The sequence below is a fragment of the Ancylobacter sp. IITR112 genome (genome assembly GCF_041415945.1).
In the GTDB taxonomy this organism is placed as follows: Bacteria; Pseudomonadota; Alphaproteobacteria; order Rhizobiales; family Xanthobacteraceae; genus Ancylobacter.
This window is the reverse complement of sequence record NZ_JBGCUS010000001.1, coordinates 1,689,479-1,713,939: the sequence shown is the minus strand read 5'-3', so window position 1 is coordinate 1,713,939 and position 24,461 is coordinate 1,689,479. Positions and strand designations below refer to the sequence as shown.

Here is a 24,461-nt window from a genome sequence, read left to right as displayed (position 1 = left end):
GGGCTGATTCCCGCCGCCAACAGGGTGATGGATGAGCGACACCTCGACCGGCGGAACCGACAGGCACGAGGCGCTCGACCTCGGCGGCATGGGATTCCGCTTCTCGCTCTGGGGGCTGGCCCCGCTGGCGGTGCTGCTGGCGCTGCTGATCGCCCTGGCCAGCTTCATCATCCTCATCGGCATCACCCCGCTGGTGCCCTCGCAGGATGTGATTATCGTCGTGCTGTGCCTCAATGGCGTGATGTCGCTGGTGCTGCTCAGCATCATCGGCCGCGAGGTGTGGCGCATCGTCAAGGCGCGCCGACGCGGGCGGGCGGCGGCACGGCTGCATGTGCGCGTCGTCGGCCTGTTCGGGGTGGTGGCGGTGGTGCCCGCGCTGCTGGTGGCGATCCTCGCAAGCATCACGCTGGACAAGGGCCTCGACCGCTGGTTCTCGGTGCGCACCCGGGCCATCGTCGACAATGCGGTCTCCGTCGCCCAGACCTATGTGCGCGAGCATGCCTATTCCATCCGCGGCGATGTGCTCGGCATGGCGCGCGATCTCCAGCGCATCCGCCCGCTCTGGGACCAGGACCGCAGCCGCTTCCGTCAGGCGCTGACCGCACAGGCGGTGGTGCGCGGCCTGCCGGCAGCGATGATCATCGACAAGGACCTGCAGGTCATCGACCGTGCCACCATCCGCGTCGGGCGGGAATTCGTGGTGCCGGCCAATCTGGCGCTGAAGGACGCGACGGAAGAGCAGCCGCTGATCTATCTGCCGGGCGATGCCGATTATGTCGGTGCCGTCATCCCGCTGAAGGATTTCGGCGACCTTTATCTCTACGTCGCGCGCGCCGTCGATCCGCGGGTCATCGAGTATCTCAAGGAGACGCAGGCCGCCGTCGTCGACTATCGCAACCTTGAACAGCAGCGCGTCGGCGTGCAGGTGGCCTTCGCCGTGCTCTATGCGGTGATCTCGCTCACCGTGCTGCTCTGCGCCGTGTGGCTCGGCATCAATTTCGCCAACCGGCTGGTGGCGCCGATCCGGCGCCTCATCGGCGCGGCCGATCTCGTCGCTGCCGGCAATCTTTACGTCGAGGTGCCCGTGCGCCGCACCGAGGGCGACCTGTCGAGCCTTGCCGAGACCTTCAACAAGATGACGCAGGAACTGCGCACCCAGCGCGACGACCTGGTGCAGGCGCGCGACCAGATCGACACCCGCCGCCGCTTCACCGAGGCGGTGCTGTCGGGCGTCGGCGCCGGCGTCATCGGCCTCGACCCGCAGGGCCGCATCTCCATCATCAACCGCCCGGCGGAGAAGCTGCTCGGCGTGGCGGAAGCCGATGTGCTCGGCACCGAACTCGGCGCCGTGGTCCCGGAAGTTGCCCCGCTGCTCGCCCAGGCGATGCAGGCGGGCGAGCGCAGCGTGCAGGCCAATACGACGCTGACCCGCAACGGCCGCGACCGGGTGATCGCGGTGCGCGTCACCACCGAGCAGTCGCGCGAGGCCGAGCATGGCTGGGTGGTGACGCTCGACGACATCACCGAACTCGTGGTGGCGCAGCGCAGCTCCGCCTGGGCCGATGTCGCCCGCCGCATCGCCCATGAGATCAAGAACCCGCTGACCCCCATCCAGCTCTCCGCCGAGCGCCTGCGTCGGCGTTACGGCAAGGTGATTGGCGAGGACCGCGAGGTGTTCGACCAGTGCACCGAGACCATCATCCGCCAGGTCGGCGATATCGGCCGCATGGTGGACGAGTTCTCCTCCTTCGCCCGCATGCCCAAGCCGGTCGCCGAGGCGCAGGATATTGGCGAGACGGCGCGGCAGGTGGTGTTCCTCATGCGGGTCGGCAATCCCGACATCGTCATCGACCTCGACCTGCCGGACCAGCCGGTGGTCGCCCGTTTCGACCGCCGCCTCGTGTCGCAGGCGCTGACCAACATCATCAAGAACGCCACCGAGGCGCTGGCGGCGGTGCCGGCCGAGGAACGCACCGATCCGGCGCGCATCGCGGTCAAGGTGCATGCGGATGAGCGGATGGTGACGATCGACGTCATCGACAATGGCAAGGGCCTGCCGACCGAGAACCGGGCGCGGCTGCTGGAGCCCTATGTCACGACTCGCGAGAAGGGCACCGGCCTCGGCCTCGCGATCGTCGGAAAGATCATGGAAGAGCATGGCGGCGGCATCGAGCTCGACGATGCCCCCGAAGGGCGCGGGGCGTGGATTCGCCTGCACTTCGCGCGCGATGGCGGCCCCAGTGCCGCCAATGACGGAAAAGGCACGGGCGGCACCCCCACCTCCCGTGTGGTCGGCTGAAGGAGAACTGACGAATGGCGACGGACATCCTGATCGTCGATGACGAAGCCGATATTCGCGGTCTGGTCGCGGGCATTCTCGAGGATGAGGGCTATGGCGCCCGCACCGCCAAGGACAGCGACGAGGCGCTGGCCGCCATCGAGGCGCGCCGCCCGCATCTGGTCTTCCTCGATATCTGGCTGGAACGCTCCAAGCTCGACGGGCTGCAGCTTCTGGAACGCATCAAGAAGAACCACCCGGACGTGCCGGTCGTGATGATTTCCGGCCATGGCACCATCGAGACGGCGGTGGCGGCGATCAAGCAGGGCGCCTATGACTTCATCGAGAAGCCGTTCAATTCCGACCGGCTGATCCTCGTCGCCGACCGGGCGCTGGAAACGCTGCGGCTCAAGCGCGAGGTGCGCGACCTCAAGCAGCGCACCGCGGCGCCGCAAATGCTGGTCGGCCGGTCCTCGGTGATGAATCAGCTCCGCCAGGGCATTGAGCGTGTGGCGCCGACCAATAGCCGCATCATGATCGTCGGCCCGTCCGGCTCCGGCAAGGAACTGACCGCCCGCATGATCCATGCCGCCTCGCAGCGGGCGAACGGGCCGTTCGTGGTCATCAACGCCGCCGCCATCACCCCGGAACGGATGGAAGTCGAGCTGTTCGGCGTCGAACTCGGGGAAGGGCAGGGCCGTCAGGTCGGGGCGCTGGAAGAGGCGCATGGCGGCACGCTGTTCATCGACGAAATCGCCGACATGCCGCGCGAGACGCAGAACCGCATCCTGCGGGTTCTGGTCGACCAGAATTTCCTGCGCGTCGGCGGCAGCACGCGCGTCTCGGTCGATGTGCGCATCATCTCTTCCACCGCGCGCAATCTGGAACGGGAAATCGCCGAAGGGCGCTTCCGCGAGGATCTCTATCACCGCCTCGGCGTGGTGCCGGTGCGGGTGCCGCCGCTGGCGGAGCGGCGCGAGGATGTGCCGGAACTGGTCGAGTTCTTCCTCGACCAGATTTCGCAATCCACCGGCCTGCCGCGCCGGCGCATCGCCGACGACGCGCTCGCCGTGCTGCAGTCGCATGACTGGCCCGGCAATGTGCGCCAGTTGCGCAACAATATCGAGCGCCTGCTGATCCTCGCCTCCGGCGAGGCCGAGGCACCGGTCACGGCCGACATGCTGCCTCCCGATGTCGGAGCGCTGGTGCCGAGCCTGCCGAGTGGCACGGGCGGCGAGCATCTGATGGGCCTGCCGCTGCGCGATGCGCGCGAAGTGTTCGAGCGCGAATATCTGGTGGCGCAGATCAGCCGGTTCGGCGGCAATATCTCCCGCACCGCCGAGTTTGTCGGCATGGAGCGCTCCGCCCTCCACCGCAAGCTCAAGGCGCTCGGCATCGGCTGAGCGCCGCAACGGAAGATGTGCGGGCCGGGCGTCGACACGTCTGCGGCGTGGCGCGAAGCTGCTATAGAGTGACTCGCTGAAACAGCGCCGGGGACCGCGAAGCAACCGTCCGGCGCCGGCGGGCAGGACCGGGGGGTGTCATGAAGGTCGTGATTTGCGGCGCGGGGCAGGTGGGGTTCGGCATTGCCGAGCGTCTGGCCGCAGAGCAGAACGACGTTTCCATCATCGACACCTCGCCGCGTCTCATCCAGGCGGTGACCGACACGCTCGACGTGCGCGGCTTCGTCGGCCATGGCTCGCATCCGGATGTGCTGGCCCGCGCCGGGCTGGAGGCGGCGGACATGCTCATCGCCGTCACCCTGCACGATGAAGTCAACATGATCGCCTGCCAGGTCGGCCACGCGCTGTTCGACGTGCCGACCAAGATCGCCCGGGTGCGGGCGCAGAGCTATCTGCAGGGCCATTGGCGCGATCTGTTCTCGCGCGATCATCTGCCGATCGACGTGGTGATCTCGCCCGAGCTGGAAGTGGGCGAGATGGTGCTGCGCCGCCTGTCGCTGCCCGGCGCAGTGGACACGGTCAGCTTCAACGACAGCAATGTCGTCGTGGTCGGCGTGCGCTGTAAGGAGGACTGTCCGGTCCTCGATACGCCGCTGCGCCAGCTCACCGACCTGTTTCCGGATCTGCGCGCCGTTGTGGTGGCGGTCTATCGCAATGGCAAGACCTTCGTGCCGCGTTCCATCGATTCGCTGCTGGCCGGCGACCTCGCCTATTTCGTCGCCCATACCGACCAGGTGAGCCGCACCCTGTCGATCTTCGGCCATGACGAGCCGCCGGCGCAGCGTATCGTCATCGGTGGTGGCGGCAATATCGGGCTCTATGTCGCCCGCGAACTGGAGCAGCGCAACCCGAAGGCGCGGGTGACGATCATCGAGGATAACGTCACGCGCGCCGAGGAAATCGCCCAGGAGCTGACGCGCTCCGTGGTGCTGCGTGGCAGCGCGCTGGACCGCACCATCCTGGAAGAGGCGACCGTCGGCGACGCCGACACCATGATCGCGGTGACCAATGACGACCGGGTCAACATCCTGTCCTGCCTGCTGTCGCGCGAGCTTGGCGCCAAACGCATGCTCTCCCTGCTGAACGACCCCGCCTATCCCGCCTTCGCCCGCGGGCTCGGCATCGACGCCTATGTCAATCCGCGCCAGATCACCGTGTCCAAGGTGCTGCAATATGTCCGCAAGGGGCGCATCCGCGGGGTTCATTCGCTGCTGAACGGAGCGGGCGAGGTGATCGAGGCGGAGGCGCTGGAAACCTCGCCGCTGGTCGGCAAGCCGCTGCGCCAGCTCGACCTGTTCGATGGCATGCGGATCGGCGCCGTCATCCGTGGCGGGCGGGTGCTGCTGCCGCGCGGCGATACGGTGATCCAGGCGCGCGACCGGGTGGTGATGTTCGCCCTCGCCGACAAGGTGAAGCGCGTCGAGCAACTGTTCCGCGTCAGCCTCGAATTCTTCTGAGAGAGGCGGGGGCTCATGATCGCGGTCGCCCGCCACAGCGCCCAGACCGCCGGTCTTATGGCCGGTTTTCTGCTGCTGGCCGCGCTGGTTTCGCTGTTCCGGCGCGAGCCGGGTGCCGATGTGTTCCTGATGACGGCGCTGCTGACCGTGTTCGGCGCCGGCGCGGTCTATCTCGCGGTGCGCAACCGCGCCGGCCGGCTGGACCGGCTCGCGGCCTATGGTCTTCTGCTGGTGCTGTGGTTCGGCGTGCCGGTCATCGCCGCCGTGCCGATCGCCGCCACCACCTCGCTCGGGCCGCTGCATGCCTGGCTGGAAGCGGTGGCGGCGTTCACCACCACCGGCCCGGTGCAGATCCAGACGCTTGAGAATGTGCCCCGGGCGACGCTGGGCTGGCTGCTGACACTGCAATGGGCGGGGGGGCTGCTTACCCTCGTCGGCTTCGTCGCCGTGCTCGGCCCTGCCGGTCTCGGCGGCCTGCCGGATCGCAGCGCCCGGGCCAATCTGCTCGGCGTCACCCAGCAGATGACGCTTGACGATGCGCTGCGGCTGGTGCTCCCGATCTACCTTGGCGCGACGGTGTTGTGCACCTTCATCCTGTTCCTGCTCGGCGTGCGCCTGTTCGAGGCGTTGGGCCTCGCAGGGGCGGCGCTGTCCACGGGCGGGCTGCTGCCCGATGCGGACGGCATCGCCGCCTATGGTCATTTCGGCATCAAGGCGGTGATGACCCTGTTCATGCTGGTGGGGGGCACCAGCATATTGTGGCAGCGCATGTTGCTCACACGGCGCTTTCGCCTTGCCGTGGGACAATATGAAAACATTGTACTTTTTGTTCTCTGTCTAGGTCTCGGCATTGCCGCCGCCGCGATCGGTTTCCGCACCATTGGCAGCGGCCTGTCGCTCCCGATCGCGCTGGAGGACGGGCTGTTCACCGCCGTCGCGCTGGTGACGACGACGGCCATCGAGCCGCATGCCGGCGCCTTTGCCAGCCTGCCGGTGACGCTGGTGCTCACGGTGGTCGTCATCGGCGGCGCCAGCTTTTCCACCGCGGGCGGGATCAAGATCTACCGCGCCGGGGTGATGGTGCTGCAGAGTCTGCGCGAACTGGAACGGCTGGTGCACCCCAGCGCGGTGCATCCGCGCCGGCTCGGGCAGCAGAACGTCACCTTGCAGATGATGAAGGCGATCTGGATCATGTTCGGCGTCGCCTGCACCGTCATTGGCGCGCTGACCGTGGCGCTGGCTCCAGCCATGCCCAGCTTCGAGGCGGCCTTCGTCGCGGTGGTCGCGGCGCTGGGCAATGCCGGCCCGGTCTATGCCGCCGGCTGGTCGGCGAAGGTGAGCTGGCCGGAATGGGGCGCGCTGCCGTCCTATGCCCAGCTTATACTGGCTCTCGCCATGATTCTCGGGCGGCTGGAAATTCTCGTCGTGCTGGGGCTGGCGAATTTGGCGCTTTGGCGACGTTAGTTGCGGTTTTACAGTGTATTGGGGTGCGCTCTTCATGTGAAGGGCGAGCCGGGAATCCGCCCCGTCCGGGGGCTTGGGGACGAGCATGTCGCGCATCGCCTATGTGAACGGAGCCTATGTGCCGCATGCCGTCGCCGGCGTGCATGTGGAGGATCGCGGCTACCAGTTCGGCGATGGCGTCTATGAGGTCTGCGAGGTGCGCGGCGGCCATATGGTGGATGAGCGCCGGCACATGGAGCGGCTGGTGCGTTCGCTCGGCGAACTGCGCATCCGCCTGCCGATGTCGCTCGCCGCGCTCGGCGTGGTGCTGCGCCAGACCATCGCCCGCAACCGCGTGCGCGACGGCCTCGTCTATCTCCAGGTGACGCGCGGCGTCGCCCGCCGCGACCATTATTTCCCAGATCCGGCGACGCCGCCCTCCATCGTCGTCACCGCCCGCGCGCTCGATCCGGCCAAGGGCGAGGCGGTTGCCGGGCAGGGGATTGCCGTCATCACCGTGCCGGACAATCGCTGGGAGCGGGTCGATATCAAGACCGTCGGCCTCCTGCCGAATGTACTGGCGAAAGAAGCCGCAAAGCAGGCCGGCGCGCGCGAGGCCTGGTTCGTCGATGCCGGTGGCCATGTCACCGAGGGCGGCTCGACCAATGCGTGGATCGTTACCGCCGAGGGGCGGCTGGTCACCCGGCCGGCGGAGGCCGGCATTCTGCGCGGCATCACCCGCACCGTGATGTTCGAGGTGGCGCAGATGCTGCAACTGCGCATCGAGGAGCGGGCCTTCACCGTGGCCGAAGCGCTGGCGGCGCGAGAGGCCTTCGTCACCTCCGCCACCAATTTCGCCACGCCGGTGGTGCGAATCGACGGACAGGCGATCGGCGATGGACGGCCGGGGCCGGTGGCCCGCGCGCTGCGTGAGAACTACCATCGCATCGCCGAGATCGCCGACTGACACAGGTAATTGTACCCGGCGGGCGGGAGTTGGGGTGCGGAAAGACCTTGCCAAGCGGAACCAACTTGGCGAAAGCATCTTGCGCGCCCGTCATGCTATGCCATGTTTGGGACGCACGTCTTTCGGCCCGCCGCTCCCGGACGGGGCGCAGAGCTGAGGACGACCGCGCCGACCTACGAGCAACAACAAACAAACGGATCAAAAAACCATGGCCGCGGAACGTTCGCAGAACCTCCAGGACACCTTTCTCAACCACGTCCGCAAGAACAAGACGCCGCTCACCATCTTTCTGGTCAATGGCGTGAAGCTTCAGGGAGTCGTCACCTGGTTCGATAATTTCTGCGTGCTGCTGCGCCGCGACGGTCATTCGCAGCTCGTCTACAAGCACGCGATTTCGACCATCATGCCCGGCCATCCGGTTCAGCTTTTCGAGCCGGACGAGACCGGCGAGAAGGGCTGATCTTGGAGTTTAAAGCCTCCCGCACGTCGCCCGCCGGCCGCGCCGCCGGCCTGCCTGTCGAACACGCAACCGAAGGCGACGCGACCCGCGTGGTGGTGATCGTGCCGCATCTGACCCGCCGCGGGGCAGGGGAGGAGGGCGCTCGCCGCTCGCCGGAGGCCCGGCTCGATGAGGCCGTCGGCCTGATGCTGGCGATCGACCTGAAGCTCGTCGGCAGCGCATTGGTCGGGCTGTCGCAGGTGCGCCCGGCCACCTATCTCGGCAGCGGCAAGGTCGAGGAAATCGCCGGCCTGGTGCGGGCGGAGGAGGCGGGGCTGGTCTTTGTCGACGCCCCGCTGAGCCCGGTGCAGCAGCGCAACCTCGAAAAGGCGTGGTCGGCCAAGGTGATCGACCGCACCGCTCTGATTCTGGAAATCTTCGGCCAGCGCGCCCGCACCAAGGAGGGCGTGCTGCAGGTCGAGCTCGCGCATCTCAATTACCAACGCAGCCGGCTGGTGCGTTCCTGGACACATCTGGAACGCCAGCGCGGCGGCTTCGGCTTTCTCGGCGGCCCCGGCGAAACGCAGATCGAGGCTGACCGCCGGCTCATCGGCGAGCGCATCGTCAAGATCGAGCGCGAACTGGAGCAGGTGAAGCGCACACGCGCATTGCACCGTGCGAGCCGCAAGAAGGTGCCCTATCCCGTGGTGGCGCTGGTCGGCTACACCAATGCCGGCAAGTCGACGCTGTTCAACCGGCTGACCCGCGCCGATGTGATGGCGCAGGATCTGCTGTTCGCCACGCTGGACCCGACCTTGCGGGCGGTGCAGCTTCCCACCGGCGATAAGGTGATCCTGTCCGACACGGTCGGCTTCATTTCCGATCTGCCGACCCAGCTCGTCGCCGCTTTCCGTGCGACGCTGGAAGAGGTGATCGAGGCCGACCTGATCCTGCATGTGCGCGACATGGCGCATGAGGACGCGGACGCGCAGGCGCAGGATGTGAAGAGCGTGCTGGCCGATCTCGACATCGACCCGGACGACGACCATCGCGTCATCGAGGTGTGGAACAAGATCGACATGTTGGAGCCGGACGCGCGGGCGGGGCTGTTCAACACCGCCGCCCGGCGCGAAGGCGACGCACGGCCGATCCCTGTCTCCGCGCTTACCGGCGAGGGCATGGAGCCGCTTCTCGCCACCATTTCCCAGCGCCTCTCGCGCGAGCGGGTGAGCCTCGCCGTCGACCTTGACCCCGCCGATGGCGGTAATCTGAGCTGGCTCTACCGCCACAGCGAGGTGATGGAACGTCGGGAGGACGCTGAGGGGCGGCTGCATCTCGCCGTGCGCGTGCCACCCGACCGCGCCGAGCAGATCGAGCGCCGCTTCGGGGCGCGGCGGATCCGGGGAGGCGGGGAGGGTTGAACGCCCTCTGGCCGTCTACAGCAGCGAATGAACAGACCGTCATCCCGGACGGCCAAAGGTCGATCCGGGATCGCGTGGTGATGGCGAGCGATCCCGGCTCTGCGCTGCGCTTCGGCCGGGATGACGAAAGAGGGGAAGGCGGGCAGGGGTGAGCGCCCTACTCCTTCGACGCCGCCGTCTTCGCCGCCGTCTTGGCCGCCGTCTTGGCCTCCTGCCACAGCGCTTCCATCTCATCGAGGCTGGCCTCAGCCGGCGTCCGCCCAGCCTCCGCCAGCCGGTCCTCGATATGGGCGAAGCGGCGGACGAATTTTTCGTTGGTGCCGCGCAGCGCCGCCTCCGGGTCGACATCGAGGTGACGGGCGAGATTGGCCAGCGCGAACAGGAGGTCACCGACTTCTTGCCCCGCCGCCTTGCGGTCACCGGCGGCGATCTCGGCCTCCACCTCGTCGATCTCCTCGCGGATCTTGTCGAGCACCGGGCGCACCTCCGGCCAGTCGAAGCCGACCTTCGCCGCCTTGTCCTGCAATTTCACCGCGCGGGTGAGGGCAGGGGCGCCGGCCGGCACCCCGTCCAGCGTGCGGCCCTGCCCCGGCTCCGGCGGCAATCCGCGGGCCGCACGGCGGGCGCCGCGCCGCGCCTTCTCTTCCGCCTTGATCGCATCCCACGCGGCATTCACCGCCGCCACGTCGCGCCCGCGCGCGTCGCCGAACACATGCGGATGCCGGCGGATCATCTTGGCGGTGATGGCCTCGACCACGGCGCCGAAATCGAAGGCGCCGCGCTCCTGCGCCAGCCGGGCGTGAAACACGACCTGCAGCAGCAGGTCGCCCAGCTCGTCGCAGAGATCATCGAGATCGCCGCGGGCGATGGCGTCCGCCACCTCATAGGCTTCCTCGATCGTGTAGGGGGCGATCGTGTCGAAGTCCTGCGCGAGATCCCAAGGGCAGCCCGTCTCTGGCGTGCGCAGCGCCGCCATGATCTCCAGCAGCCGCTCAATGTCGCGGGAGGGCGTCACGCCGTCATTTGGATGATTCGCAGAAGACATATTATGGAAAACGTTCTTATGGGCGGGGGAGGTCGCGGGGATGAGAAAGGCGCGTTAAATGGCTGTCAGAGCGTGATTTTCATGCCGTCATAGGCGGCGACCACGCCTTCCGGCAGTTCGCGCGACAGCGTGGCGTAGTCGAGATCGGTGTGCAGATTGGTCAGCACTGCCTGGCGCGGCTTCATCCGCTCGATCCAGGCCAGCGCCTCGCTAAGCGAGAGATGCGTCGGGTGCGGCTTGGGCCGCAGCGCGTCGATGATCCACACATCGAGGTCGGCGAGATAGGCCAGGCTTTCTTCCGGCAGGTCGTGCAGGTCGCTGGAATAGGCCAGCCCGCCGATACGGAAACCATAGGAGATGATGGCGCCGTGATATTGCCGATAAGCCGTCGCGGCCACCTCGCCGCCCGGGCCATTGACCCGGATGGTGTCGCCGGCGTGGAAGCGGTGCTCGGTGAGGATCGGCGGGTAGTCGCTGCCGGGCGGCGTCTCGAAGCAATAGCCGAAGCGCTGGTGCAGCATTGCCGAGGTCTCGGGGTCGACATGCACGTCGATGCGGCGGCGGTTGAGGATAGTCAGCGGGCGCAGATCGTCAATGCCGTGCGTGTGGTCGGCATGCTCATGGGTGAACAGCACGGCGTCGAGCCGGTCGACCCCGGCGTCGATCAACTGCTCGCGCAAATCCGGCGAGGTGTCGATCAGCACCCGCGTCGGCCGTTCGGCGCCGTCGTCGCGGCGCTCGACAAGCATCGAGCAGCGCCGCCGCCGGTTGCGCGGTTCGTTCGGGTCGCACACGCCCCAGCCCTGCCCGACTCGCGGCACTCCGCCGGAGGAGCCGCAGCCGAGAATGGTGAAGGTCAGCGCCATGGGGAGCGGAAGCCTCTAGGATGCGCGGGAGAACAGGCGGAAGAAGTTCTGCGTCGTCAGCGCGGCGATCTCGTCGAAGGAAACCCCGCGCGCCTGCGCCAGTATATGGGCGGTCTCGACGACATAGGAAGGCTCGTTGCGCTTGCCGCGCCGGCTGTTGGGCGCGAGATAGGGCGCGTCGGTCTCCACCAGCACCCGGTCGGCCGGCAGGCCGGCCGCGATCTCGCGCAGCGGCGCGCCGGACTTGAAGGTGAGGATGCCGGAGAAGGAGACATAGCCGCCCAGCGCCACCGCCCGGCGGGCGAGGTCCGGACCGGCGGTGAAGCAGTGCAGCACGAAGCCGAAGGCGCCCTTCCCGCTTTCCTCTTCCAATATCGCCGCCACGTCCTGGTCGGCGTCGCGGGCGTGGATCACCAGCGGCAGGCCGGTGCGGCGCGCGGCCTCGATATGCCGGCGGAAACCGGCCGCCTGCGCGTCGCGCGGCGCGGTGTCGTAGTGATAATCGAGCCCGGCCTCGCCAATGGCGACCACTTTGGGATGGTCGGCGGCGGCCAGAATCTCGTCCAGCGTCACATCTTCCTCCTCGCCGGCATTGTGCGGATGGGTGCCGACGGAGCAGAACACATCCTCGAAACGCTCGGCGATCGCCCTCACCTCGCCCGAGCGGCGCACACGGGTGCCGATGGTGACGAGACGGCCGACGCCAGCCGCGCGCGCCCGCGCGACCACGTCGTCGAGTTCCGCGGCGAAATCCGGGAAATCGAGATGGCAATGGCTGTCGACGATCATGAGGCGGCCGGGGCCTCCGGCTCGACATAGCGCGGGAACACGCCCACGGGCGCCGGCAGCACCGTGCCGCCCGCCAGCCGCCCGGCCTCGCCGAGGCTGGCGAAGCTGCGTGCCTCTTCGGGAATCGCGAGCAGGTCCAGCAGCTTGCCGGCGCTTGTGGGGATGAAGGGTTGCGCCAGCAGCGCCACCTGGCGCACGACCTCGGCCGTGGTCCACAGCACGGTGCCGAAGCGCTCCGGGTCGCTCTTGCGCAGTTCCCACGGCGCGGCGCCGGCGAAATAGCGGTTGGCGTCCGCCACCACCGACCAGATGGCGCCGAGCGCATTGTGAATCTGCTGGCCGTCCATCGCCTCGCGCACCTTGGCGCCCATGGCGTCGGCGGCCGCGAGGATCGTCGCGTCATCCTCGGCAAGCGGGCCCGGCGCCGGCAGCGCGCCACCCAGATTCTTGGCGATCATCGACAGCGAGCGCTGGGCGAGGTTGCCGAGATCGTTGGCAAGGTCGGCATTGGTGCGGGCGACGATGGCCTCGTGGCTGTAGGAACCATCCTGGCCAAAGGGAATCTCGCGCAGCAGGAAATAGCGCAGCGCGTCGACGCCATAGGCGCGGGCAGGGTCGAACGGGTCGATCACATTGCCGACCGACTTCGACATCTTCTCCCCGCGATTAAGGATGAAGCCATGCGCGAAGACGGTTTTCGGCGGCTCGATGCCCGCCGACATCAGGAAGGCCGGCCAGTAGACCGCGTGAAAGCGGATGATGTCCTTGCCGATGATGTGGACGTTCGCCGGCCAGTAGCGCTTGAAGCTGGCGCTTTCCGTGTCGGGATAGCCGACGCCGGTGATGTAGTTGGTGAGCGCGTCCACCCACACATACATCACATGGTCCGGGTCGCCCGGCACCGGAATGCCCCAGGAGAAGGTGGTGCGGCTGATCGAGAGATCCTGCAGCCCGCCGCGCACGAAGCTCATCACCTCGTTGCGCCGCACCTCCGGCCGGATGAAATCCGGATGCGCGTCGTAATAGTCGAGCAGCTTCTGCTGATAGGCGGAGAGGCGGAAGAAATAGCTCTTCTCCTCGGTCAATTCCACCGGCGTGCCCTGCGGGCCGAGCCGCACGCCATCGGGGTTCACCGTGGTCTCGTCCTCGGCGTAATAGGCCTCGTCGCGCACGGAGTACCAGCCGGAATAGGCGCCGAGATAGATGTCGCCGGCCTCCACCATGCGCTGCCAGATCGCCTGGCTGGAGGCGATGTGGTCCTCGTCGGTGGTGCGGATGAAACGGTCATAATCGACGCCGAGCAGCGCATCCATTTCCTGGAAGCGCGTGGCGTTCTTCGTCGCCCATTCCAGCGGCGTCAGCCCCTGCTTTTCCGCCGTCTGCGCCATCTTCAACCCGTGCTCGTCGGTGCCGGTCAGGAAGAAGACGTCGTAGCCGTCGAGCTTCTTGAAGCGCGCCAGCGCGTCGGCGGCGATCTTCTCATAGGCGTGGCCGATATGGGGCGCGCCATTGGGGTAGTCGATCGCGGTGGTGATGTAGAAGGCGGGTCTCACGGCGGTATCCTGCGGAGCGACCAGCGCGCGATCAGGGGCGCAGGGCCTCGTTGAGCGACGCGAAGATCCGGAAGACGAGGGTCTTGCGGTCGAGATTGTAGACATCGGCGTCGACCGCAGCGCGGCGAACCTTCTCCCACACCTCCGGGAGGCGTGCAAGACGAACGCTGGCGGTCTGGCGGCGGCCCGTGGCATGGTCGCTGATCCAGCCCTCCACCGTGCCGACAAAACTCTGGAACGCCCCTCCCCGGTCGCCGGTGAGCCTCTCGCCCAGCGCGTGCAGCGATTTGGCGTCGACATCGGGCAGGGCGTCGAGCAGCACCCGGGTGGCGTTGCGCACGGCGAGGCCGTCGCCCTCCATCAGGCTCAGTGCCTCGCGCACGCTGCCGCCCGCCGCCTCCGCCGCCTCATGGAAGCGGCTGCGGTCGAGATTCGGCAGGCTCTCGCTCAAGCCCTCCAGCACCTCCACCACCTGCCCTTCCGACAGCGCGCGCAGCGGCACCATGCGGCAGCGCGAGCGGATGGTGGGCAAGAGCCGGCCCGGCGCATGGCTCACGAGCAGGAACAGCGCCCGGTTCGGCGGCTCCTCCAGCGTCTTCAGCAGCGCGTTGGCGCCCTGCGCGTTCATCTCGTCCAGCGTGTCGACGACGCAGACCCGCCAGCCGCCGAGCGCCGCCGTGGAGCCGAAGAAGCTGCGCACCCGGCGCACCTGTTCGGCCGGAATCATCGAAGGCAGCTTGCCGGTGTCGTTGGGCGTACGCCGTAGCACCATCAGGTCGGGATGCGACAGCGCCGCCACCTGCCGGGCGGCGGGATGGCCGGGGTCGACCTTGATGGAATGCGCCGGCGCGGCGCCGCCGGAGAGCACGAAGCGGGCAATGGCATAGGCGAGCGTCGCCTTGCCGATTCCCTCCGCCCCGCCGATCAGCAGCGCATGCGGCAGCCGCCCGGCGTCCCAGGCGGTGCGCACCATCGCCTGCGCCTCCTCATGGCCGACGAGATGGGTGGTCTCGCGCGGCGCCGGCGCGGTGCCGAAGCGGTCGCCTTCCAGCGGGGGCGCGTCCTTCATGTCCGGCGCCTCCGGCGCGGGGAGGGCAGCTTCAGCCGGGCGGAAACCGCCTGCCAGATCGCCTCCTCCACCGCCTCCGGCGTGCCGCTGGCGTCGATCAGCACGCAGCGCTCCGGCTCGTCCGCCGCCAGCGCGCGAAACGCCTCGCGCAAGGCGCGGTGAAAGGCCAGCCCCTCGCGCTCGAAACGGTCTGCGCCCTGGCCGGAACGGGTGGCGGCGCGGGCGAGCCCTTCCTCCGCCGGCACATCGAGAATGAGGGTCAGGTCCGGCCGGGTCTCGCCCACCGTCACCTCCTCCAGCGCCGCGATGAGGCGCGGATCGACATTGCCGAGCGCGCCCTGATAGACGCGGGTGGAATCGGCGAAACGGTCGCACACCACAGTGGCGCCGCGCGCCAGTGCCGGGCGGATGGTGGCGTCGAGATGGTCGGCGCGGGCGGCGGCGAACAGCGTCGCCTCCGCGAGAGGCCCCAGCGGCTTGGCGGCGCCGGACAGGATGAGATGGCGCATGATCTCGGCGCCGGTGGAGCCTCCCGGCTCGCGCGTGCCGATGGCGTCGATCCCCGCCGCCTGCAGCCGCGCCAGCAGCCGGCGGACTTGAGTCGATTTGCCGGCCCCCTCCCCGCCTTCCAGCGTGATGAACAGGCCGGCAGGCGCCCTCCGGGCCCGGGACGCCGCCTTGGCGCGCGGTTTCGGCGCGGCCTTGGTCGCCTTGTCGGCCTTGGTCTTACCGCCCGGCTTTGCGTCCGGCTTGGCGCCCGGCTTGGCGGCGGAGCGGGCCGCCCGCTTGGGCGCGCGGGTCTCGCCGTTCAATGTCGGTGGCGATGAAGCCTCAATGGGCGCGGCGGAGGGCGCGTTCGGGTCCGGGGGGGTACGCTTGGGCATGCTCAGCCGGTAATCTTGGCGTAGCCCTGGCGCAGCAGGTCCACCATCAGTTCATAAGCGCCGTCCATCGCCCGGCGCCAGAGCGGGCCGGCCGGCACGGTTTCGGCGGCGACCAGCGGCACTTCCAGCGAAAGCTGGTCTCCGCGATAGACCATCAGCCGCGCCAGTTCCTCCCCCTTCTCCACCGGCGCCGGAATCGGCCCCTCGAAGCGGATGCGGGCGACAAGCTTTTCGTTGCCATTGCGCGGGATGAGCACCCGAATGGGGGCGTCGCTGGTCAGCGGCGCGCCGTTGCGGGCGCCGCCATAGAGCGTCGCCTCGCCGACGATCTGCCCGGGCTCGAACAAGGTGCGCGATTCGAAGGAGCGGAAGCCCCACTCCAGCAGCTTGCGGGCGTCCTCGGCGCGTTCCTTCTCGCTCTTGGCGCCCATGATGACCACGATCAGCCGCTGCCCGTTCTGGATCGCCGAGCCGACCAGGTTGAAACCGGCATCCTTCTGGTAGCCGGTCATGAAGCCATCGGCGCCGAGGCTCATGCCCAGCAGCGGGTTGCGGTTGTTCTGGCGGATCTTGTTCCAGAGGAAATCCGGTTCGCTGTAGATCTTATAGAGGTCCGGATAGTCCCGGATGATGTGGGTCGCCACCTTCGCCATGTCGCGCGGTGTCGTCTTCTGGTCGGGATCGGCGAGGCCGCTGGCATTGACGAACACCGAGCCGGTGAGGCCGAGCCGCTTGGCCTCCTCGTTCATTTTCACCGTGAAGGCCAGCTCGTTGCCGGCTATGCCTTCCGCCAGCACGATCGCGCCGTCATTGCCCGAGGGAATGATGGCGCCGCGCATCAGGTCGCTGACCTTGATCACGCTGTTGACGGCGGCGAACATGGTGGAGCCGCCCGAAGGGGCCCCTCCCCGCCGCCAGGCATATTCGCTGACCTTGAATTCCTGATCCGGCGACAGCCGGCCCGCGGTGATCTCGCCGAACACCACCGCCATGGTCATCAGCTTGGCGATGCTGGCGGGCGGGCTGGCGGTATCCGCCGCGCGCTCGAACAGTACCGAACCGCTGTCGAAATCGAGCAGGATGGCCTGCGGCGCGGCGATGTCCGGCGCTGTCTGCGCCCGGGCGGGCGTCAAGGCCGCGGCAAACAGGCCGGTGGCGAGACACAGGGCGGAGACAAACCCGGCGGCCGAACGCACGCTTGGCACGGAACGACGGCAGGGGAACAGGATGCGCAGCAGGCTCACGGTCGATCCTCCCCGGCTTGGGGCAGAGTTAACAGCCGAAAGCCGCTGCCGCAATGCGGCAGCGAGCGCGGCTTGCCGGAACGCAGGCGCGTGGAGGGCGTCAGTACAGCCCGCGACCGAGATCGGCGGCGCCATCGCCGGCGGTCGGGGCATAGCCCATCACCGGCTGCGGGCCGACCATCCAGCCGGCGGGCGTGCCGGCGGCGGGCGCCGGGGCGGTGCGGACCGGAGGCTGCAGGCTCGCCACCTGCACGGCGCCGGAAGCGGCGGCTGCCGGCGCCTTGGCGCGCTGCGCGGCGGCGTTTGTCTTGGCCGGGCGCGGCGCCGGCAGCGCGGTCGCCACCACCGCCGGGCGCGGCGCGGCGGCGACACGGGCGGGCGCGACCGGGGCGGCGATCGGCTGGTAGGTCGCGGCCGCCTGCGCCACCTGCTGGTCGGGGGCCGGCTCGCCGAGATCGAACGGCCGGCTCGGCGGCAGCGGCACATTGGCGGCGGTCAGGCCGCGCATCGAGCCGGCGGAGGCGACCATCACCGAGGTGTCGGCCGGCTTGCCGTTCATGCGCAGCGTGGAGGCGAGCTGGATGTCGTCGGAGCCTTCCAGCGGCGCCCGGCCGACATATTCCACCCGCACGCGGGCGGTGCCGTTATTCTTGAAGCCGAGCAGATCGGCGGCGCGGTGCGACACGTCGATGACGCGGTTGTCGTGATACGGCCCGCGATCATTCACGCGCACCACCATGGAGCGCTTATTGTCGAGATTGGTCACACGGACATAGGACGGCATCGGCAGCGTCGGATGCGCCGCAGCGATGGAGTTCATGTCGAAGACTTCGCCATTGGCGGTCAGCCGGCCGTGGAAATCGTCGCCATACCAGGAGGCGAGGCCCTCGGCCTTGTATTTGCTGGTGGGCTCGGCCGGAACATAGGTCTTGCCGGCGACGACATAGGGCTTGCCGACACGATAGCTGCCGCCGCCCTTGGGCACGGGCTGGCCGGGCTGCACCACGCGCGGGCTGGCGGCGACGCCGTATTTCGGGTCGATCTTGCTCGTCAGGCTGGGGCCGCCCGTGCAGTTGGCGACCAGCAGGCCGATGCCGCACAGGGCGGCGATCCGGCCAAACCGGACATAGGCATTGCCCGCCGCGCGGCGGTCGCAAGCCTTGGCAAGAGCAGGATATGTCCCCATTCACCCCGAACCGTCTGTGAGCGCCGCCCCCGTGGGAAAACCCGGGCGAGAACCGACGCACTGCACTCAAGATCTCCGGCAAGATACCGGTGATCCGGCTTCCTGTCTCTCAAGAGGCTGCCCGAGTGAGGCAAAAGTGCGGCACATCTCCCGGCATGGTGAACGAAGTGTAAGTAACGATGCGGCAACGACATTCTCCCACGCGCCGCATCGGTGCCCGGGCACCCCGCCGCAATTCGGCCGTGGCACATTACGGAACCGTCACATCGGCCGGTGCCTGCCGGTCTGGCCGACGGGAGAGGTCGACAGATACTGGATCGAGCAGCGCACGAGTTCCGGCAGGCTGTTGGCGCCAAGCTTCGCCTTCAGCGCCGAGCAGGTGTTGGCCACCGTCTTGTAGCTGATGCCGAGTTCGTCGGCGATCAGCGTATAGTCCTTGCCCTCGGCCAGCAGGGAGAGTGTCTGCAATTCGCGTGGGGTGATGTCGGCCAGCGGCGCGGTCTTGCGCGAGCCGAGCATGGCGACCTGCAAGGCGAGGTCGTGGCTCATATAGGGCTGGCCCTTGCGCACGCGGTCGAAGGCTTCCAGCAGCGCGCCGGAGGCGGTGTCCTTCAGCACATAGCCATTGGCGCCGGCCTCCAGCGCCCTGCTGGCGATGACGGGATCGCCGTGCATGGAGAAGACGAGAATCGGCGTGCGCGGGTCCTGCATGCGCAGGCGCCGCACCAGCACCAGCCCGCTGAGCCCGTTGCCCTGCAAGGCGAGGTCGACAATGACCACATCCGGCCGCTCACGGCGGAACAGGCGGTAGCCGGTGAGCACGGTGCTGGCCTCAAGCACCCGCTCCACCCCGGCATCTTCAAGCAATTGCCGGCAGCCCTGCAGCACGATGGGATGGTCGTCGATCACGAGGGCGCAGGTCATTGGGCGGCAAGCCTTTCGGGAGCGGCCGTGAGGCCGAATTGATAGGGTTGGGCGGGAATCGCCACCTCGATCCTCGTGCCGCCCGGCTGCGCCGGCCGGATATGCCAGCGGCCGCCCAGCGCACCGATGCGCTCCTCCATGCCGAGCAGCCCGAAGCCGCGCGGCGCGCCGGCGGCGATGCCGGAACCGTCATCCTCGATGACGAGGTCGATGCGTCCCTCGCGACGGTCCGCGCGCAGCGTGATCGCGATGTTCCGGGCGTCTCCATGGCGCAGCGCGTTGGTGACGGCTTCCTGGATGCAGCGGTAGAGCGTGATGTCGACGCTGTCGCCATAGCGCTCCGCCAGCCCCTCGGTGACGAGGGTGAAGCGCCGGCCGGGCGAATGATTCTCGAAATCGGTCACGAGGTCCGCCAGCACCGCCGCCAGCGGCACATGGCCGAGCGCCATCGGCCGTATCTTGCGCAGCAGGCGCCGGTTGAGGCCCTGAACGCGGTCGAGAATGTCGGTCATGGTGGCGACGCGCTCGCCCAGGCGCTGGCCCAGCGCCGGCTCGGCGCGGGCGGACAGCCGGGCGATGGATTCGAGATTGGCGCGCAGCCCGAACACGCAGGGGCCGAGTTCGTCATGGAGGTCGGAGGCGATCTGCCGGCGCTCGTCATCCTGCACGCTCACAAGCCGCTCATTGAGCCGGCCATTATCGTCGCGGGCCGCCTTCAGCGCCGCGGCCAGCGCGTTGAAGCGCGCGGCGATGACGGCCAGTTCGCGGATCCGCGGCGGGTCGAGCCGATGTTCGAACTGCCCGGCCTCCAGGGCCGACAGGCCGGCGGACAAGGTGCGCAGCGGCATCAGCAGCCGGCCGAGCACGAGATAGAGCGCGGCGAGGATGGCGAGATTCACCGCCAGAGCCAGCACGGCGAGGTCGGACATGTCCTCCCACACCTCGGCGATCTCGTCCGACGATTCGCCCGCGACCCGCACCTGCCCCACCGTGGCGCCGTTCTCGATAATCGGGATCACCACCTCCTGCCCTTCCGCCGAGACCAGCGCGGTGAACCAGCCGGGCACCTCGCCCTCATGTGGCTCGCTCTCCGCCGGCGCGATGTCGAGCGCCGTGCCGGCGCGGTCCTCGATGCGGATACGCACATGGCGCAGCCCGCTAATGTGCAGCGGCAGCTGCGCCAGCGAGCCGGTGGCGCCCTGTTCGCTGGCGAGGCGGTCCACCGTTTCCTGCACGAAGCGCTCGGCCACGGCGAGCGAGGACAGCATCTCCGCCTCGGTGGCGCGGCGGGCATTGGCGATGATCACCGCCATGGCGATGAGCGCCGCGCACAGATTGATGCCGAGAATGGCGGCGAGCACCTGCCAGCGCAGCGACCGGCGCTGGAAGAAGCCGAAGGAGGCCGCACGGGGCGGCGCGGAACCAGGAGCGAGCGGGGTCACGGTGCGGCGGTCCCGGATTTCAGCGCCGGTTCCTGCGCCAGCGCCGCCAGCGCGGCGGTGCGGTCGAGGCCCTGCTGGCGCAGATTGTAATAATGCTGGCACAGGTCGCTGAAGCCGGCACGGGCGCCCTTCCCCGCAAGGGTGGAGAAATCGGCGATGATGTCGCGCGCTGATTCCCGGATGCCGATTTCCGACAGCATGGTTTCCAGTTGCACCGCCCGGTTGGCGATCATCCGGCCGCTCTCGCCGAAGCGTGAGTCCGCTTCATCGAGCACGTCGTGCCAGGCTTTGGCGGCAGGGGCATTCGGCGCCACATCGGCCCCGGCGTCGCGGCTGGCGAGCCAGGCTTCCGGCTCGGTGTCGTCAGTCGGCTGCAGCCATGTCTTGCGGGCGATGGCGTCGGTCGCTGGCGCGCTCACGCGCTCGCGCGTCTCCGGCTCGCTGTCGCCGGGGCAGCCGGCGAGAGCAAGGGCGAGGACGGCGCCCAGCGACAGGCGCGCGACGGCGAAGGGCAAGCGGCTCATCTATACTTATGAACTTCTTATGAGAGTGGTCTCGGCCCGCATTCCCCGACTGTACCGCTCCGGCGGAGCCGGCGCCAGCCTGATCGACGGCGCGAGGGCGGCGGATCTGGGAAAAGCGCCGCAACCTGCTGTCAAATAAACCCTTTAGCGGACATTGGGCAAGGCTTCCGGCTGGGCTGGGTGAGTTATCTCCTGCGACAGGGAAAACTTCCCGCCTCGAATTTCCATTCTGCCTAAAGACAATAAATCCGAGCGCGGCGAACAATACTCCCGGAACAGTCAATGTTCTTAGAAAATCATAAGAATTCTCCGCCGCTCCCTAAGACAATCTCATGGAACCGCCCACGGATGAGCGGGCGCGGCGAGGGATAAAAGAGACCCGCACGTCGACGGCAAGGCCGGGGCGCAGCGGGGCGGCTTGGGAAGTAGGAAACGCGAGGGAAGACCCAATGAGCCGACTGCACACTTCGGTGTCCGCGCTCTCTGTCGCCGCCGTGATGGCGGCCGCGGCGAGCTTCGGCGCCTCGGCGCCGGCGGTGGCCAACGACAAGCTCGTCGAGCTGTCGAAGAGCACCGACAACTGGCCGATGACCGGCAAGAACTACAACGCCAACAATTACAGCGAGGCGAACCAGATCACCAAGGAGAACGTCAAGCAGCTTCGTCCTGCCTGGTCGTTCTCCACCGGCGTGCTGTCGGGCCATGAGGGCACCCCCCTCGTCGTCGACGGCGTGATGTATATCCACTCGCCCTTCCCCAACACGACCTTCGCGGTCGGGCTGGACGATCCGGGCAAGATTCTCTGGCAGCACAAGCCGAAGCAGAACCCGACCGCCCGCGCGGTGGCGTGCTGCGACGTGGTCAATCGCGGCCTCGCCTATTGGCCGGGCAACGGCAAGGTCGGCCCGCTGATCCTCAAGACCCAGCTCGACGGCCATGTGGTCGCGCTCGACGCCAAGACCGGTGAGGAATACTGGAAGCTCGAAAACTCCGACATCAAGGTCGGCTCGACGCTCACCATCGCTCCCTATGTGGTCAAGGACACCGTGCTGATCGGTTCCTCGGGCGCCGAACTCGGCGTGCGCGGCTATGTCACCGCCTATGACATCCCCACCGGCGCCCAGAAATGGCGCGCTTACGCCACCGGCCCGGACGAGGAAGTGCGCCTCGCCGACGACTTCAACAGCGCCAACCCGCAATACGGCCAGAAGGGTCTCGGCAAGGCGACCTGGGAAGGCGAGGCGTGGAAGATCGGCGGCGGCACCAACTGGGGCTGGTACGCCTTCGACCCCGGCACCAACTTGTTCTACTACGGCTCGGGCAACCCGGCGCCGTGGAACGAGACGATGCGCCCGGGCGACAACAAGTGGACGATGACCATCTGGGGTCGCGACATCGACACGGGTAACGCCAAGTTCGGCTACCAGAAGACCCCGCACGACGAATGGGACTATGCCGGCGTCAACGTCATGATGCTCTCCGAGCAGCAGGACAAGGAAGGGAAGATGCGCAAGCTTCTCACCCATCCCGACCGTAACGGCATCGTCTACACGCTCGACCGCACCAATGGCGACCTCGTCTCGGCCGACAAGATCGACGACACGGTCAACTGGGTGAAGAAGGTCGACCTGAAGACCGGCCTGCCCGAGCGCGATCCGGAATTCGGCACGCGCATGGACCACAAGGGCCGCGACATCTGCCCCTCGGCCATGGGCTATCACAACCAGGGACATGACTCCTACGATCCGGAGCGCAAGTCCTTCTTCATGGGCATCAACCACATCTGCATGGACTGGGAGCCCTTCATGCTTCCCTACCGTGCCGGCCAGTTCTTCGTCGGTGCGACCCTGTGGATGTATCCGGGCCCGAAGGGTGACCGCCAGACCTATGAAGGTCTCGGTCAGGTGAAGGCCTATGACGCCATCAACAACAAGTTCAAGTGGCAGGTGATGGAACGCTTCGCGGCCTGGGGCGGCACGCTCGCCACCGCTGGCGGCGTGATGTTCTACGGGACGCTGGACGGCTTCATCAAGGCGCGCGACAGCGACACCGGCGAGCTGCTGTGGAAGTTCAAGCTTCCCTCCGGCGTGATCGGCCACCCCATGACCTACACCCATAATGGCAAGCAGTTCGTCGCCATCTATTACGGCGTCGGTGGCTGGCCGGGCGTCGGCCTGGTGTTCGACCTCAACGACCCGACCGCCGGCCTCGGCTCGGTGGGCGCCTTCAAGCAGCTCCAGCACTACACCCAGATGGGTGGCGGCGTGATGGTGTTCTCGCTCAATGGCGACGGTCCCTACAGCGACCCGAACGTTGGCGAATACTCGACCAACGTGATCCAGGGCGGCGGCTGATCCTTCGCCTGACACGCCGCCGGCCGCCCAGCGCGGCGGGCGGCGCAGTCCCCGAAGGCCGGGTATCCGGCGGCTGCCCCGCCGCCGGACACCCAGGGACGGGGACGCGCAGCGGCCAGGGCTCACTGCCGCTGCCGCGTCCCCTGCCCGCCCCTCCCCGTGCCCCGCTGCCACACAGCACCTTCCGCACCCGAAATCCCGTCCAGGAGGACTCGCCATGGGCTCCCCGATGTCCACACGACAGGTCGTCAGCCGGCTCGCCCTTGCCGCCGGTCTTGCCTTGTCCGGTTTTGCCTTTGCCGGGCTCGCCCGCGCCGCGACCGTCGAGGCCGACAAGGCCGCCGGCCGCAATCCCAATGAGCTGCGCATCTGCGCCTCGAATGTCGAAGCGCCGTTCTCCGCCGCCGACAATAGCGGCTTCGAGGACCGCATCGCCATCGTGCTGGCCCAGGCCATGGGCCGCAAGCCGGTCTTCGTGCGCACCGACCAGCCCGGCATCTATCTCGTGCGCGACCAGCTCGACAAGAACAACTGCGACGTGGTGATGGGCGTCGATGTCGGCGACGAGCGCGTGCTCGCCTCCAAGCCCTATTACCGCACCGGCTATGTGCTGGTGACCCGGGCCGACCGCGACATCACCACCAGCGACTGGCAAGACCAGCAGATCAAGGACCAGACCCGTTTCGCCGTGCGCTTCTACTCGCCGGCCGAAACCATGCTCAAGCGCATCGGCCGGTTCGAGGACAATGCGGCCTACATGTACTCGCTGGTCAACTTCAAGTCGCGGCGCAACCAGTGGACCCAGGTGCCGGGCGACCGCATCGTCTCCGAGGTCGCCAGCGGCGAGGCCGATGTCGGCATCGCCTTCGCCCCCGAAGTGGCGCGCTATGTGAAGGCGTCGTCGACGCCGCTGCGGATCACGGTGATCACCCGCGACATCGACCGGCCGAACGACGCGCCGATCCCGATGCATTACGACCAGGCGATCGGCGTGCGCAAGAACGACCCGGAACTGCTCAAGCAGATCAACGAGGCGCTCGACAAGGCCCGTCCGCAGATCGAGCAGATCCTCACTCAGGAAGGCATCCCGCTGCTGGAGCCAAACACCTGACG

Annotated in this window: 20 protein-coding genes; 9 read left to right on the top strand and 11 right to left on the bottom strand. The window is 67.9% G+C overall.

What is annotated here, in order from left to right; genetic code table 11:
- Positions 1-31 precede the first annotated feature (31 nt).
- The 7 genes from AAC979_RS08230 (at position 32) to hflX (ending at position 9,468) form a co-directional block, all read left to right on the top strand.
- Positions 32-2,299: an ATP-binding protein gene (locus tag AAC979_RS08230; RefSeq protein ID WP_371346326.1), complete on the top strand. Its 2,268-nt coding sequence runs from the start codon at positions 32-34 to the stop codon at positions 2,297-2,299.
- Between the two features lie 14 nt (positions 2,300-2,313).
- Positions 2,314-3,681, top strand: coding sequence for a sigma-54-dependent transcriptional regulator (locus tag AAC979_RS08225; protein WP_371346325.1), 1,368 nt, complete (start codon positions 2,314-2,316; stop codon positions 3,679-3,681).
- A 140-nt stretch (positions 3,682-3,821) separates the two neighbouring features.
- Positions 3,822-5,198 carry a Trk system potassium transporter TrkA gene (gene trkA, locus AAC979_RS08220; RefSeq protein ID WP_371346324.1) on the top strand — a complete coding sequence of 459 codons (1,377 nt, stop codon included), beginning with the start codon at positions 3,822-3,824 and terminating at the stop codon, positions 5,196-5,198.
- Positions 5,199-5,213: 15 nt separating this feature from the next.
- Positions 5,214-6,662, top strand: a complete 1,449-nt coding sequence (locus AAC979_RS08215; protein WP_371346322.1) for a TrkH family potassium uptake protein — start codon at positions 5,214-5,216, stop codon at positions 6,660-6,662.
- An 85-nt stretch (positions 6,663-6,747) separates the two neighbouring features.
- Positions 6,748-7,608, top strand: a complete 861-nt coding sequence (locus AAC979_RS08210; RefSeq protein ID WP_371346321.1) for a D-amino-acid transaminase — start codon at positions 6,748-6,750, stop codon at positions 7,606-7,608.
- A 208-nt stretch (positions 7,609-7,816) separates the two neighbouring features.
- A complete protein-coding gene (hfq, locus tag AAC979_RS08205) occupies positions 7,817-8,068 on the top strand; it encodes an RNA chaperone Hfq (protein WP_013166585.1) in 252 nt (83 codons plus the stop codon).
- Positions 8,065-9,468 (top strand): GTPase HflX, encoded by a 1,404-nt coding sequence (gene hflX / locus AAC979_RS08200; RefSeq protein WP_371349026.1) that lies wholly within the window; start codon positions 8,065-8,067, stop codon positions 9,466-9,468. The genes hfq and hflX overlap by 4 nt, the downstream gene beginning before the upstream one ends.
- A gap of 157 nt (positions 9,469-9,625) precedes the next feature.
- Here hflX and mazG read toward each other — a convergent pair whose 3' ends face one another.
- From mazG to AAC979_RS08145, 11 genes are all read right to left on the bottom strand, one after another.
- Complete coding sequence (mazG, locus tag AAC979_RS08195) at positions 9,626-10,483, bottom strand: nucleoside triphosphate pyrophosphohydrolase (RefSeq protein WP_371346320.1); 858 nt, start codon at positions 10,481-10,483, stop codon at positions 9,626-9,628.
- A gap of 95 nt (positions 10,484-10,578) precedes the next feature.
- Positions 10,579-11,379: an MBL fold metallo-hydrolase gene (locus AAC979_RS08190; protein ID WP_371346319.1), complete on the bottom strand. Its 801-nt coding sequence runs from the start codon at positions 11,377-11,379 to the stop codon at positions 10,579-10,581.
- Between the two features lie 15 nt (positions 11,380-11,394).
- Positions 11,395-12,168: a TatD family hydrolase gene (locus AAC979_RS08185; RefSeq protein ID WP_371346318.1), complete on the bottom strand. Its 774-nt coding sequence runs from the start codon at positions 12,166-12,168 to the stop codon at positions 11,395-11,397.
- Entirely contained in the window at positions 12,165-13,721 is a 1,557-nt protein-coding gene (metG, locus tag AAC979_RS08180; protein ID WP_371346317.1) for a methionine--tRNA ligase, read from the bottom strand. The genes AAC979_RS08185 and metG overlap by 4 nt, the downstream gene beginning before the upstream one ends.
- A 31-nt stretch (positions 13,722-13,752) precedes the next feature.
- Complete coding sequence (locus AAC979_RS08175) at positions 13,753-14,790, bottom strand: DNA polymerase III subunit delta' (RefSeq protein WP_371346315.1); 1,038 nt, start codon at positions 14,788-14,790, stop codon at positions 13,753-13,755.
- The gene (tmk, locus tag AAC979_RS08170) at positions 14,787-15,434 is read right to left on the bottom strand and encodes a dTMP kinase (RefSeq protein WP_371349025.1); all 648 of its coding nucleotides are present in this window, start codon (positions 15,432-15,434) and stop codon (positions 14,787-14,789) included. Before tmk ends, AAC979_RS08175 begins: the two co-directional genes overlap by 4 nt.
- Positions 15,435-15,676: 242 nt before the next feature.
- A complete protein-coding gene (locus tag AAC979_RS08165) occupies positions 15,677-16,870 on the bottom strand; it encodes a D-alanyl-D-alanine carboxypeptidase family protein (protein WP_371349024.1) in 1,194 nt (397 codons plus the stop codon).
- A gap of 148 nt (positions 16,871-17,018) precedes the next feature.
- Positions 17,019-18,104, bottom strand: coding sequence for a septal ring lytic transglycosylase RlpA family protein (locus AAC979_RS08160; protein WP_371346314.1), 1,086 nt, complete (start codon positions 18,102-18,104; stop codon positions 17,019-17,021).
- 261 nt (positions 18,105-18,365) lie between these two features.
- Complete coding sequence (locus AAC979_RS08155; protein WP_371346313.1) at positions 18,366-19,028, bottom strand: response regulator; 663 nt, start codon at positions 19,026-19,028, stop codon at positions 18,366-18,368.
- Positions 19,025-20,470, bottom strand: coding sequence for an ATP-binding protein (locus AAC979_RS08150; protein ID WP_371346312.1), 1,446 nt, complete (start codon positions 20,468-20,470; stop codon positions 19,025-19,027). The genes AAC979_RS08155 and AAC979_RS08150 overlap by 4 nt, the downstream gene beginning before the upstream one ends.
- Positions 20,467-20,994 (bottom strand): hypothetical protein, encoded by a 528-nt coding sequence (locus tag AAC979_RS08145; protein ID WP_371346310.1) that lies wholly within the window; start codon positions 20,992-20,994, stop codon positions 20,467-20,469. Before AAC979_RS08145 ends, AAC979_RS08150 begins: the two co-directional genes overlap by 4 nt.
- A gap of 449 nt (positions 20,995-21,443) precedes the next feature.
- Here AAC979_RS08145 and AAC979_RS08140 point away from each other — a divergent pair, with 449 nt between their 5' ends.
- Both AAC979_RS08140 and moxJ read left to right on the top strand, forming a co-directional pair.
- Positions 21,444-23,348 carry a methanol/ethanol family PQQ-dependent dehydrogenase gene (locus tag AAC979_RS08140; protein WP_371346309.1) on the top strand — a complete coding sequence of 635 codons (1,905 nt, stop codon included), beginning with the start codon at positions 21,444-21,446 and terminating at the stop codon, positions 23,346-23,348.
- Between the two features lie 229 nt (positions 23,349-23,577).
- Positions 23,578-24,459, top strand: a complete 882-nt coding sequence (gene moxJ, locus AAC979_RS08135) for a methanol oxidation system protein MoxJ (protein ID WP_371349023.1) — start codon at positions 23,578-23,580, stop codon at positions 24,457-24,459.
- Positions 24,460-24,461: the final 2 nt, after the last annotated feature.